This is a genomic window from Varibaculum cambriense, from assembly GCF_022133705.1.
GTDB classification, from domain to species: Bacteria; Actinomycetota; Actinomycetes; order Actinomycetales; family Actinomycetaceae; genus Varibaculum; species Varibaculum cambriense_A.
In genome coordinates, this window is the sequence record NZ_JAKNHJ010000001.1 from 221,691 (window position 1) to 234,856 (window position 13,166).

A 13,166-nucleotide genomic window follows, 5' to 3' on the forward strand; every position below is an offset into this window, starting at 1 on the left:
CCGCGCATAGCTAATAAGGGCTAATAACCGCAGATGCAAATAGTTTGGGGGTCTGGATTAATCCAGCGCCCCCAAACTTTTCTCTTGTCTTATAAAGTCCCCGTTCCCAACTGCAAATAAACAGACGTACAGGTTCTAACCCTTGATAGCGGCATTGAACCAGCTAGTAATACTGGTGGGATGGGTAATCGCGGTGCCGACTACTACTGCCCAGGCGCCTGCCTCCATGACTTGGCGTGCCTGCTGTGGGGTGTGAACACGTCCTTCACATAGCACCGGAAACTCTGGGAATTCCGCAGTCATTTGGGCTAGTAGCTCAAAATCTGGTCCGGCAGTCTTGGGTCTATCTCCCGTATATCCCGCTAGCGTAGTAGATAAAATATCGGTTCCCGCCTCCGCTGCTTGCCGGGCGTCCTCGATACTTCCGCAATCGGCCATCACCACGATGCCCTCATCATGCAAGGCAGCAACAGTTTCACTATAAGTTAGACCATCGGGACGAGGACGGCGGGTAGCATCTAGCGCCACAATATCGGCTCCTGCCATTGAGCAGGCGCGAGCGTGACGCAAAGTTGGAGTGATAAACACGCCCTCGTGCCCCTCTTTCCAAATCCCCAAAACCGGGATTTCAACCTGTCCTTTAATCGCAGAAATATCCGATAAGCCCTGACAGCGAATCCCAACGGCGCCACCTTGCTCAGCGGCTAAAGCTATCTGAGCCATAGTTTCACTGTGGCGCATCGGTTCGCCCACATAGGCTTGTACGCTAACAATTAATCCCCCTTTAAGGGACTGGATTATTTGATTCATGATTATCCTAGATTCGTATTTGCCCAAATCGCTGCACCTACTAGGGGGGCATTTCCTCCCAGAGTGCCACTGATTAGGGGAGTGTTCTTTACGGGGGTGAGAGCATCGGCTTGGAAGCCAGCTGTTACTGCTTGCCACCATGGCTTACCGGAACGGGTAACCGATCCGGAAACTATGATGGCCTCGGGATCCACCAAGTTGCAGATGCCGGCCAGGGTTTGTCCAAGCGCATATCCAGAGTCATAAATAACCTGGGTTGCCCATACTTCTCCTTTTAGAGCGCGCTCGGTGATTTCGCGTCCGCTTTGCGCCCTCGGGAGATTAGCCAGTTTATCCCGGTTATACAGTTCTACTTGACCACTGCCGGAAGCCACGGTTTCGATATGACCTTTGGCGCCACAAGAACAGGTTAAACCGGAAGCTAACGGGTGGGGCAGATGCCCAATATGACCGGCGGCGCAGTGGGCGCCAAACTGGACATGACCATCGATAACTAGCCCGCCTCCCATGCCGGTTCCCACCGCCGCGGCCAGGATAGAGGAATAGTCTTTACCGGCTCCCAGGGTTGCTTCCCCGAGGGCGTGGGCGTGAACATCATTGAGGACGAAAACTTCCGTGTTGAAAGCTGCCTTTACCTGTTTCGCTAGTTCGGTTCCGGCCCAGCCTTTAATTAAATCGGTAGCAGAAATAACCGTTCCCCGCTTGGGGTCAATCACGCCCGCAGAGGAAATCCCGATAGCCTGAATTTGGGTTATACCTTCGGCTTCAGCTGCGTCTTTAGCGTGACTTAACGCTTCGATAATGGCGGCTACTACTGCCGCGCTACCCTCACTGGCGGGGGTAGGACGCGAATAGTTCGCCGCTACTGTCCCTTCGGCAGTATTAACTACCGCGGATGCAATCTTCGTTCCGCCCAAATCGGCGACGAGGATATAGCTCATTTTAAGAGCCCTACCTGCTCAAGTACGGTGCGTACTCGTTCAACATTTTCCCCTTCCAGGGCTTTAACCGGTTCGGTAACCTGATTGGTGTTGAAAACTCCCAACAGTTGCAAGGCAGTTTTGAAGCCACCTACTCCCGCTCCGTAGCCTTGAATACCGCTTGGTACTGCGGTAATACGCATTAGGCGAGCTAAATAGTCTTGTTCTTTCCGTACGGTTTCCCAATCCCCGTTCTGGTAGGCACGCCATTGGCGGACATAACCCTCGGGGTCTACATTTCCCAGGCCGGGGACGCATCCGTCCGCCCCGGACATATAGGCGCCATCAACCACGACTTCGTGCCCAGTTAGCAGGGTTAAGGGGTGACCGCAATCGCGATTTTCCTGGCAGAGGAAACGGAAAGAAACATCGTCACCGGAAGAGTCTTTCACGCCGGATAACACCCCGTCTTTACCGAGGCGAATAATCAAATCTACCGGCAGTTTAACGTGTACACATACGGGAATATCGTAAGCGAATAGGGGCAGGTCGATAGCTTCATGAATCAGGCGGAAGTGGCGTTCGATTTCCGCGAGTCCCCCTAGAGCATAGAACGGAGCGGTAGCCACAATCGCATCTACCCCGAGTTCTTTTGCTTCTTTGGCGTGTTCAATAACCCGCATAGTTTCGGTATCAATACAACCGCCCAGTACTGGAACCCGATGACCTACGATTTCAACCGCTGTTTTCAGGACTTCCCGGCGCATTTGGTCGGTTAGGAAGGCGACTTCTGAGGAGGAGCCGAGGACGAATAAGCCGTCTACTCCGGCTGCAATCATCCGTTCTAGGTGGCGCTTATAGGATTCTTTATCGAGTTTGCCGTCCTTGGTTAGCGGGGTAACTACCGGGGGGACAATACCGGAGAAATCAGTCATTTCTTTTCCTTTTACTTAGTGGATTTATTTGTTTTTAGGGTACTCGACTGGGAAGGATGCTTAAGTAAGATAGTCACAGTAGAAACATCATTGCCTCTTTGTGGGTGGTAGGTTCTTCCGCAGCTCAAATCCATCGTTAGTTGTCTGACACTTCGAGCATAATCTATTGATTTAGTCGGTGCAAGGTTTTTTTGGAAGTTTCTTAAAAACCTAGTTTATTTAGTATTTGGCTGTTTATTGAGGTAGATAAGTTGATTAAGGGAGCGAGAATTGTCTGACAACTTTTTGGGGTAGCGGGAAGGAATCGAAGTCAGGGTTTTAGCGATTCGTGCTCTCGCCCGCAATGAGTACGTCCTCGATATACGCCGTAGGTTCGCGGAAAAATCCGGGTAACTTGAGAGGTGAAAGTACCTCCCTGAGGTATCATAAATGCCAAGTTAAGCAGTGGCAGGCGTTAAAAGGGAGCAAAAATGCTTAGTTATCTGGTAGCGGGAAATCCTGCTCGTCCTCTAATTATTTTGGTTCATGGAGTAGAAGATTGCGCGATTTCCTGGGCGGATTATATTGACCATTTAAAGTCCCGTTACCTGGTGGTTTCAATAGACCACAAAGGACACGGTTTTTCGCCTCGATTTACCGACCAAGAGCTAGAAGATCCTTTCGAGGCTTCATTTTCTGCCTTCGTGGACGCGGTGCAATTTATCGAAAAAACCTTTGGTAAAAAAGCTATTTTCGTGGGGCATTCCATGGGGGGCGCCCTCGTTACGAAACTGGCTGCGCGCTACCCTGAACTGGTAGCAGGGGCGGTAGTAGAAGATCCGGCGTGGCTGTCTAAAACCTACCGTCAAAACTATGTCACTAATATTCCGACTGCTCTTAGCCAACTTGAGTCCTGGCAAGACCCAATGGTGGCCTATAGCTGGGGGAGAAAGCGGCGTCCCTGGTGGCCGGGGGACACCATGATCGGTTGGGTTTTTGGAAAGCTCCGGGTGGATTCAGGGCTGATAGGAACCGGGGTGGTTAGTTTTAAGGAAAACTGGCAAGACTTGATGCAAGAAATTACGGTTCCCCTGGTGGTGGTTTCTTCCGATCAGGAATCAGATATTGTGGGGAAGTCCGGGTTAGCGCAAACCGATGCTTTAGCTAATCGGAATGTGGAAACAGTTTTTATTCCCGGCTGTGAACATACGCTAAGGCGTAACAAACCGCAAGAATTCAACCGGTTAATAGATCCCTATCTGATGAAATGGGCAACTGCGGAAGAAAACCGTAGTTAGGGGAGGGGCTGGTAGCCGAGACTCGCCCTATTGATAGGAAGTGGAAATCTGGCTTAAGCGGGTAGAGCCTCAATGGATTCTATTAGAGGCGAATAGTGGTCTTGTACCGCGGCCATGTATCCCAGTGCATCTCCCGCTTCAGCGGCTTTAAGCATCGCCCCATGCGCCTTGGCAGTTGCTACCATGTTTTCTTTCCCGGCAGCCGGCAAGACAGGAAGTACCGACATGTGCACCAGCCAGAGGGCGTTCATTAGTTCTTCGAGTAAGTTATTGTTCAACTCTGACACTAGACCAGTGTGAAATTCTATGTCCTCTACTAAGAATTCCTGACCGTTACGAGCTTTTTCCACCATAGTGTCAACTAGCTGATGTAAGTGAGTTAGCTGTTTTCCAGCCACTTTCATTACTATTTCACGGGCTAACCCGATATCTAGGGTACGTCGAACTTGTACGACTTCGCTTAAGGAAGTCAGGCTGGTAGATTTTAGCGAAGAGCGCAACACCATCATTTGGGCAAAAGGACGTAAAGACATTTCTCCCACGTAGGTTCCGCGTCCTTGGTGAACGGTAACAATATCTAAAGCCTGTAATTGTCTTAAGGCTTCGCGCACGGAAGAGCGGGAAACCCCTAAGCGTTCACACAGTTCATTCTCCGTAGGTAGCGGGTCTCCGGGTTGTAGACGCTCTTGTAATATGAAACTTTCTATCGCAGCCAGGGCACCTTTAGAGCGGGAGCTAGGAATCTCTAAGCCCTTTTTGCTATGTAGTAAGCGCCGGTAATCGTCCACTGTGGAGACTGATTCGGGGGTAGCTGTCTTTTTCATGTGATTCCTCTATTGCAATTGCGCTCGTCTAGTAGATTACCATTCCCCATTGAACGGTAGTTGTCTGATGACAGCTATGCTACAGGGCATAGTAGAGTGATGCAATACTCTTTTAATTTGTAAGATTAATAAGCCAAAAACTAGCTTTCTTTGCAGGTCTATAGCAAATAGGTAACCTTTTTGTTAAATGCTTGACAGAACTTATTCTTTGTTACTACGCTGGCATTTGTATGAAGTTGACATTCGTCTCCCATACGGCAAATGGAAATTCTCAAAGGAGAGGACTCAAAATGCGTTCTATTAAGCGTTGGGCAAAGGTATCGGCTGTACTTGCCGCTGCTGCACTTGCTCTTTCGGCTTGTGGAGGAGGATCCGCTGATACGAAAGCAGGAGGATCTACCGGAACCAAAGCAACTGGCGAACTAAAAGTTTTTGCCGCTTATGACACCACTAACTGGAATCCCTCGAACACGTCTTCAGCTCTGGCGGTGGGCGCTAACCTACAGGTAGTTGAAGGGTTGTACGAGTTTGATTTCTCAAAGTTCAAGGCTCACAAGGCACTGGCTGCTGAAGATGAACCTACCAAGGTAAATGACACCACCTATGAAGTTAAACTGCGTGATGGAGCCAAGTTTTCTAGTGGAGATGCAGTTAGCTCTAAAGATGTAGTCAGTTCCTATAAACGAATCGTTGATGGGGACAAGGACTCAACTGGTGCAGTACAACCCAGTTCCTATGCTGCATTCCTGACTGCTATTTCCGGTATCGAAGCTAAAGATGACAGCACAGTTACCATCAAACTGACCCACGCTATTGACAACTTGAAAGAGCGCTTAGCGTTAATTAAAGTCGTTCCCAGCAAAGCCACCTTTGATGAATTGACCAAGATGCCAGTGGGATCTGGACCTTACAAATACGACACTATTACTGACACCACTCAGGATTTGTCGGTAAATGAGCACTACAACGGGCCTAACCCGGCAACCGTAGGCAAAATTCACTACGACAATTCCCGGGACGCAACCGCTCGTTTAACGGCCGCGGTAGCCGGACAAACTGACGTAGTTGAAGCGCTAGATCCAGCCGGTATTGAAAAGGTTAAGGCTGCAGGATGGGAAGTTAAAGATGCTACCGCCTACGGTATCGCGATGATGACCTTTAACACCACCAAAGCTCCTTTCAAAGACAAGCGGGTTCGTCAGGCACTACTGACCGCTATTGATACCCAAACTATGATTAAGACTGCTCTTAATGGCGCGGGTAAAGAGCCTACTTCTTTCCTGCCTGATTACAACGATCAATACAAGAAAGCTGCTACCCAGTTCTCCTTTGATGTAGACAAGGCAAAGAAGCTACTGGCGGATGCAGGAGTGGCTGCCGGTACCGAAATTAGCGTGCTCACCACTACCGATACTTGGATTGCTGCTATGGGGCCGCAAATCAAGCAGAATTTTGAGGCTCTAGGTCTAAAAGTTAATCTCAACAATGTTGCTTCCGCGGATTTATGGAACAACAACGTTGCCCAAGGCAATTTTGATGTAGTGGTTGCCCCCGGTGATGCCTCCGTTTACGGCGCCGATCCGGGAGTGCTGATTAAGGGCTGGTTCTACTCCGAACTGTGGATGAAAGACCGTTTCCGTCTAACCGAATCTGACCCTGCGGGAGCTAAAGCTCTGGTTGATTTAATGGATAAAGCCGATAAAGCTACCGGAGATGAGGCTAAAGCCAAATGGGGTGAAGTGCAAGATATGATTGCTGATCAGGCAGCCCTCTATCCGCTAGCCTTCCACACTCTCTACACCGCCTACAATCCCGCTAAAGTATCTGACCTCACTCCGATTGGCGTGACCGGTCTGCAACTAATCGGCACCAAGGTAAGCAAGTAGTTATCAAATGATTACTTGCTGCTAAGTGAGGCTCCAACTAATGGGCGGGGCGGAAGCTCCAGTTTCCGCCCCGCCCATTAACTTTAGAGGAAGCTAATACTTGGCTAAAAGGAGAGATTAGTGAACAACTTATTGAGACTCATAGGCAGGCGACTTATCGCTTTGCCAATCATGGCAATCGGGGTCACCATGTTGGTGTTTTTCGTAATGGAGCTATCGCCTATTGACCCCGCCTGGACAGCGCTCGGCGATAACGCGGCCGATCCTGCGCAAGTAAAAGCCTTTAATATCGCCCATGGATATGTAACCGATGATGGTAGCGAGACTGGGAAACCGATTCCCGCAGTGGTTCGGTACTTCAATTATCTAGTTGGTTTATGTCAAGGTGACTTCGGTATTTATGGGGTAGGGACTGGTCATAAAGTAGTAGATTTAATTGCCCCTGCCCTTCCAGTAACCCTGCAGCTCACTTTCTTTGGGCTATTCATTGCGGTACTTATTTCTTTCCCCTTAGGGGTAATCGCGGCGCTTTATCGTGACCGCTGGCCAGATCAGGTTTTTCGTGTCCTATCAGTGGTATTTATCGGTACCCCCAGCTTCTGGTTAGCTGCCTTGTTAGTGCTACTAGGTCTTGCCCTCGGTCATGGTGAACTGGTCGCCGGAGGGTTACCAGGAATCACTGAAGACTTTGGCGGCTGGGTAACCCGAATGATACTTCCCGCCCTAGCCCTGGCGACTCCGGTTATTGGGCAAATGACTAGGGTGGTTCGTACTTCAGTAGTAGAAGAACTTGACCGCGATTACGTTCGCACCGCTTTGGGGGCGGGCATTCCTCGCCCGGTAGTAATCGCCCGTAACGTGCTACGTAACGCGCTGATTACTCCAGTAACCGTCCTCGGTTTACGAGTCGGTTACCTTATGGGAGGGGCAGTTGTTATCGAAATTATTTTCGGTCTGCAAGGAATGGGTAAAGTCCTGGTGCAAGGAGTGCAACAAAGCCAAGTAGAAGTTGTTCAAGCTGCTGCTTTGGTGGTTGCCTTAGCTTTCATTGTGGTTAATATCGTCGTCGATATGCTCTACCTGTTAATAAACCCCCGAATTAGGTCTGTGTGATAATCATGATGAGTCAAACCAAGAAAATTGTTTCCGCAGTTGAAAGCGGTAAAAAAGTACGCTTTAATCGTTGGAAAAATATGAGTATCGGTGCGCGCATTTCCGTGTGTGTGCTGATTAGCGTGGTACTAATTTCCTTTTTTGCCAAATTTATTACCCCATACTCTCCTGATAGGGTATTCACCGATGCCATCTTGGCTCATCCCAGCGGATCGCACCTATTTGGAACCGATTATGCCGGTCGTGATGTGTTATCGCGTTTGCTGATGGGCGGGCGTTTCTCGATAGTCATCGGATTGTGTTCCGCATTTATTGCCCTGTTCTTTGGGGCAATTATCGGCTCGATTGCGGCAGTGGTACGTCGCAGCCTTTCAGAAGTGATTATGAGAATAATGGACATCATTATGGCGGTTCCTGGCATTGCTATGGCAGCAGTAATGGTGTTGGTATTCTCCGGTATCTTCAAAGATGGTAATCGAGTCGGGCTAGTTGCCGTGATTATCGTGGCTATCTCATTCGTATATACCCCGCAGTTGGCGCGGATTGTACGGGCAAATGTGATGGCAGCCTACGGTGAAGACTACGTTAGGGCAGTTATTGTTTCGGGTGCGCGTGCCCCCTGGATTCTGGTAAAACACGTAATCCGTAACACGGCTGCTCCAGTACTGGTGTTTGCCACCGTCCTGGTAGCAGATGCGATTATTCTGGAAGCCTCCCTTACCTTTATTGGCTCCGGTCTCCAATCAACAATGGTTCCTACCTGGGGTAACGTACTTTCTGATGCGTCTGCCAACGGGTCTATTATTTATGGAGCCTGGTGGACCGCCCTATTCCCCGGTCTGCTAATCATGATCACGGTACTGTGTCTAAACATCTTGTCCGAGGGGATCACCGATGCCATGGTGGCTGCGCCGGCTTCTGCTCCCGCAAAGGTTGAACAAAATACCGCCGATCGGGAAGCCGATGCTCTGCTATTGGATCCTCGCCGCGCCTATGTGACTCAAAAAGACTCCTTACAGGAACGTCTAGACTCCCTCAAACTGGTGGAAAGCCAACGCGATGATCGCTTTGATGATTCACCGTTTGCCGGTCAAAACCCATTACTGGAAGTAAAGAACCTATCCATCAAATTCCCGCGTCACGGTGATGTAAACGTAGTGGATCGGGTAAGCTTCACAGTTCGCCCCGGAGAAACCATGGGGCTGGTTGGGGAATCAGGCTGCGGTAAATCAATCACTGCGCTAACCATTATGGGCTTGATCGATCCGCGTGCCCAGATTGAAGGAGAAATTCTCTACCAAGGTCAAGACCTCTTGAAAATGTCTCCTAAGCAAAGGCAAGGGCTATTAGGAAACGAAATGGCAATGATTTACCAGGACGCGCTCAGCTCCCTGAATCCTGCCATGTTGATTAAGGCTCAGATGAAGCAACTAACCTCCAGAGGAGGAACTCGCAGCGCCGAGGAACTTCTAGAACTGGTGGGCTTAGATCCCAAACGAACCTTGGAATCCTACCCGCATGAGCTTTCCGGTGGGCAGCGGCAGCGCGTCCTCATCGCCATGGCTCTCACCCGCGATCCGAAACTGGTGATTGCCGATGAGCCGACTACCGCTCTGGATGTTACCGTCCAAAAGCAAGTTATCGCTCTGCTAAACGAGTTACGGGAAAAACTCGGATTCGCCATGGTGTTCGTTAGCCACGACCTTGCCCTAGTTGCCGAAGTGGCTCACAAGATTACCGTAATGTACGCCGGACAAGTAGTAGAACAGTCGCCGACCAGCGAGCTACTGGAACACCCTGTTCACGAGTACACTCGCGGTTTGTTAGGGGCGGTACTGTCAATCGAATCTGGTTCCGGACGTTTGCATCAGGTTCCCGGCACAGTACCTAGTCCTAAAGATTTCCCAGTTGGTGACCGTTTCGCTCCGCGTTCGTCCCATCCAGATTATGGAGCCGATATTCCACTCGAGCTAGAACTGGTGGGTCCAGAACACGTGTATGCGGCACTACCTGATAAAGAGGGCGTGTATAAGCGTGCTCCCCGATATAGCGCCAGCGGAAAGGAGGAATAATCATGGTAGACGATAAAATGGTTTTGCCTAACAGCGAACCGGTAGACCCGGATGTTCCCATTATTGAACTGCGTAAGGTTGAAGTGATTTTCAAAGCGCGTACCGGTTCAATCTTCAAACCAAACCATGTGCATGCAGTACGAGGCGTGGATATGAAGATTATGCCGGGAAAAGTGTTGGGAATTGTGGGGGAATCGGGTTGCGGTAAATCTACCACCGCCAACGTGATGTGCGGTCTGCAAGTAGCCAGTAAAGGCCAAGTGCTATTTATGGGCAAGGACGTGACCAAACGTTCCGCTAAGGATCGCCGGCTTATCGGACAGGTAGTATCGGTAGTTTTCCAAGACCCAGCGACTGCCTTAAATCCGCGCATGACAGTGCAAGACCAACTGGCAGATCCCTTACGGGTTCATAACATCGGTAATGAGTCTTCGCGTGAAAAAAGGGTAAGAGAGCTGCTAGGGCTGGTAGGGCTACCATTATCTGCTCTCGGGGCGCTGCCTGGTCAGCTTTCCGGTGGGCAGAGGCAGCGGGTGGCGATTGCTCGTGCCCTATCCCTTAATCCGAAAGCGATTATTGCTGATGAACCTACCTCTGCTTTGGATGTGTCGGTGCGTGCTCAGATTTTGAACCTACTATCTGATTTACGTGAGGAACTCGGTTTGGCGATGGTGTTTATTTCGCATGATATTCAAACGGTGCGTTACATCTCTGACTATATTGCGGTGATGAACGAAGGAAAGGTCGTGGAGCAAGGAACTGCGGAGCAAATCCTGAATTCGCCCAAGGATCCCTACACCGAGAAACTGCTGGGAGCTGCTCCCTCGCTATTGCATCCTGCTTGTTTAAACGAATATGCCTAGCAATCGGTAAATAAGCATTGCGGAAGCGTTTATTAGCGAGTTAATTAATAATCAACTGGGGGGTCGGGTATTAAAGATACCCGACCCCCCCAGTTATTTCTTTGCCCTCCCTGTTTTAATCGAAGCTGATTGGGGCGCAAATAAGGTTGAAGTGTCCTAGGTTTTGTTCCTACTGGTTTTTGAGAGGATTGGAACATGTCTAAGAGGTATTCTCAGGATTTTAAAGATCGTTTCGGGGTGGAGCCGATTTGCCGCACACTGAGCACCTGCACGAGGCACTCGGATACAGAACCCCAGAAACATAATCACCAGCTATAATCAAACCCGGGTCAATGAACAGACCTCGTATAATAAGCAGAACAAAACCTGGGACGCTTCAAATACGCCAGCTAACGCGCGAAAAGTTAAGGTAAATACTATGGAAAAGACAATTCCAGAAGGTCAGATGCTGGCCTACACCATGGCGGGAGCTGCAGATAGGTCACTAATTATCGCTACCCACGGGGTTACCGATAATGCGTCCTCGTTAGCTAGCTTGCAAAAATACTGGTCAAACGATTACCGCGTCGTCTGTATAGACGCGCGCGGGCACGGGCTGTCACCACGTTTTAGCCGCGAAGCCCTGCTCGATCCGCTAGCCACCGAAGTAGCCGATATGATATGCACGATTGAGTACCTTAACGCTGGCGAGCCCGCTATATTAATCGGGCACTCAATGGGGGCAGCGGTAATGAGTGCGGTAGCGTGCTGGCGACCAGATTTAGTTAAGGCCTTGATTTTGGAAGAACCTGCCTGGCTAACACCACAACAAGCTATCCAATACAAAGACGGCGCAGCACAGCTGGCGAAACGAATTAAATGGATGCGAGCCGAACCGGCAGCGGCGTTATCGGAAAACCGCAGCGACTATTCCAACTGGTCGCTAACAGAGTCTTGCGGATGGTTACAGGGTAAACTGCAAGTCGATTTAGATTTTGTTGCCGTCGGCGAAGTTAGCCCGAGGCAGCCTTGGGAACAGATTGCCCGCTCACTCAAGATGTCGACCTTGCTGCTTACCTCCGATGGCGAGGACGTGTTGATAGGGCCGCAGCGGCTAAAAGAAATCGAAAACCTGGGCAACAATAATTTAAAGACGGTGATTCTTCCGGGAACCCGTCACTGCGTACGCCGGGAAAAAGAAGCCGAGTTCTATGCGCTTTGTGACGATTTCTTAGCCGGTATAGATCATTAGAGTTTCAACGGAGAAGAGAATAATGGATAGCAAAATACTTTTAGATTCCGAGATAGCCGCGGTTCTTGACACAGTTCCACCCCAAATGGCGTGGGATCCGCCGGCAATGCGGGCAGTGGGCGAGAAGATGCTCAGTGGCGAGATTGCGTTACCTGCCGGTATTACCCGGGAAATAGTGCAGGTGGAAAGTAAAGACGGTTACCAGGTTGAACTGCGAGTATTCCGCCCAAAAAACCGCGAACCCCAGGGAATAATTTACAGTATTCACGGTGGGGGAATGATTGCGGGGCAAGCTCGCTATGATGATGGCTGGAACGGACAGCTGGCGGCAGAAACTGGTCAGTGCGTTGTTAGCCCCAACTATCGCCTCGCCCCCGAGAATCCCTACCCCTTGCCTTTGCAGGACTGCGTGGCGGGCTGGCAATGGGTGAAAGCAGAGTTTCCCGCGCTCCCGAGCGTAATTTATGGGGATAGCGCCGGAGGCAATCTGGCGGCAGCCGTAACCTTATTCAGTCGAGACCAAGGGATAGCACTTGCTGACCGAGTGTTTCTAATTGAACCAGTTTTAGATGATCGGCTGGAAACAGTCTCTATGCAAAGCGGACAAGACACTCCGGTATGGGATTTGCCTAACGCTAAAGCCAGTTGGAAAGCCTATCTAGGCGGGGGGAAAGCTGATATTTATGCGGCTCCCGGCAGAGCCAGTGACTTATCGGGGTGGCCGGAAACTTTCTTGGTAGCCAACCAATGCGATCCCTTGCGAGATGAAGATATTAGATTTGCGCAGACCTTAACGGAAAGTAACGTTCCGGTTCATCTAACGCTGCTTCCTGGCACCTGTCATGGCGTATTAGGTCTGCAAGGCCCGGCTGTTGCCGACCAGGCACGCGAACTGGTGATTAACGCGCTAAAATCAGCGGGGATTTAGCCCTAACGGCATTTGCTCTGATTCTAAAATCGCTCAAACCTAGCAGCCCTAAAAGTCAGCCACTCTTTCAACGCCATAATGGGAAAAGCGGTGGAAATCAGAACTATTGTGGTGTCTCTTACTTTTGCCTAATCTGGTTTGACCCGTGGACGTAGGGGCGGTAACTTTGTATTCGTTGCTGAGCGACGAAGCCGGCGGGAAGCGAGTTTTCCGCCGATTATTTTTTGCTCGCGACGAATCCTGACCGGCCAGTTTGGTTGGTTTGTGGTTTGGTTGTTTGTGTTCTCGATAGTGTGTTTTTTTGTTT

General features: G+C 50.1%; 12 protein-coding genes. 7 read left to right on the forward strand and 5 right to left on the reverse strand.

All coding sequences use genetic code 11. The annotated features are described in order from the left end of the window. Positions 1-135: 135 nt before the first annotated feature. From L0M99_RS00870 to L0M99_RS00880, 3 genes are read right to left on the reverse strand one after another with little or no spacing between them, the layout of a single operon-like run. On the reverse strand, positions 136-810 hold the full coding sequence (locus L0M99_RS00870) for an N-acetylmannosamine-6-phosphate 2-epimerase (RefSeq protein ID WP_238127453.1): 675 nt from the start codon (positions 808-810) through the stop codon (positions 136-138). Between the two features lie 2 nt (positions 811-812). Continuing rightward, complete coding sequence (locus L0M99_RS00875) at positions 813-1,751, reverse strand: ROK family protein (protein ID WP_238127454.1); 939 nt, start codon at positions 1,749-1,751, stop codon at positions 813-815. Next, a complete protein-coding gene (locus tag L0M99_RS00880; RefSeq protein WP_238127455.1) occupies positions 1,748-2,665 on the reverse strand; it encodes a dihydrodipicolinate synthase family protein in 918 nt (305 codons plus the stop codon). The genes L0M99_RS00875 and L0M99_RS00880 overlap by 4 nt, the downstream gene beginning before the upstream one ends. 470 nt (positions 2,666-3,135) lie before the next feature. Between L0M99_RS00880 and L0M99_RS00885 the strand changes: the two genes are divergently transcribed. Then, positions 3,136-3,942 (forward strand): alpha/beta fold hydrolase, encoded by an 807-nt coding sequence (locus tag L0M99_RS00885; protein WP_238127456.1) that lies wholly within the window; start codon positions 3,136-3,138, stop codon positions 3,940-3,942. Positions 3,943-3,995: 53 nt separating this feature from the next. Here L0M99_RS00885 and L0M99_RS00890 read toward each other — a convergent pair whose 3' ends face one another. Continuing rightward, complete coding sequence (locus L0M99_RS00890; protein ID WP_238127457.1) at positions 3,996-4,766, reverse strand: FadR/GntR family transcriptional regulator; 771 nt, start codon at positions 4,764-4,766, stop codon at positions 3,996-3,998. Positions 4,767-5,056: 290 nt separating this feature from the next. On the opposite strand from L0M99_RS00890, the gene L0M99_RS00895 reads away from it, so the two are divergent. The 6 genes from L0M99_RS00895 (at position 5,057) to L0M99_RS00920 (ending at position 12,859) form a co-directional block, all read left to right on the forward strand. Beyond that, positions 5,057-6,652, forward strand: a complete 1,596-nt coding sequence (locus L0M99_RS00895) for an ABC transporter substrate-binding protein (protein WP_238127458.1) — start codon at positions 5,057-5,059, stop codon at positions 6,650-6,652. Between the two features lie 120 nt (positions 6,653-6,772). Beyond that, positions 6,773-7,765: an ABC transporter permease gene (locus L0M99_RS00900; protein WP_238127459.1), complete on the forward strand. Its 993-nt coding sequence runs from the start codon at positions 6,773-6,775 to the stop codon at positions 7,763-7,765. An 8-nt stretch (positions 7,766-7,773) separates the two neighbouring features. After that, on the forward strand, positions 7,774-9,837 hold the full coding sequence (locus L0M99_RS00905) for a dipeptide/oligopeptide/nickel ABC transporter permease/ATP-binding protein (RefSeq protein WP_238127471.1): 2,064 nt from the start codon (positions 7,774-7,776) through the stop codon (positions 9,835-9,837). A 2-nt stretch (positions 9,838-9,839) separates the two neighbouring features. Continuing rightward, positions 9,840-10,700 carry an ABC transporter ATP-binding protein gene (locus L0M99_RS00910; RefSeq protein ID WP_238127460.1) on the forward strand — a complete coding sequence of 287 codons (861 nt, stop codon included), beginning with the start codon at positions 9,840-9,842 and terminating at the stop codon, positions 10,698-10,700. 418 nt (positions 10,701-11,118) lie between these two features. Beyond that, positions 11,119-11,931 carry an alpha/beta fold hydrolase gene (locus L0M99_RS00915; RefSeq protein ID WP_238127461.1) on the forward strand — a complete coding sequence of 271 codons (813 nt, stop codon included), beginning with the start codon at positions 11,119-11,121 and terminating at the stop codon, positions 11,929-11,931. 22 nt (positions 11,932-11,953) lie between these two features. Next, on the forward strand, positions 11,954-12,859 hold the full coding sequence (locus L0M99_RS00920; protein ID WP_238127462.1) for an alpha/beta hydrolase: 906 nt from the start codon (positions 11,954-11,956) through the stop codon (positions 12,857-12,859). Positions 12,860-12,907: 48 nt separating this feature from the next. Here the strand turns inward: L0M99_RS00920 and L0M99_RS00925 are convergent. Then, positions 12,908-13,166 (reverse strand): hypothetical protein (locus tag L0M99_RS00925; RefSeq protein ID WP_238127463.1); only part of this gene is annotated, 259 nt, incomplete at its 5' end.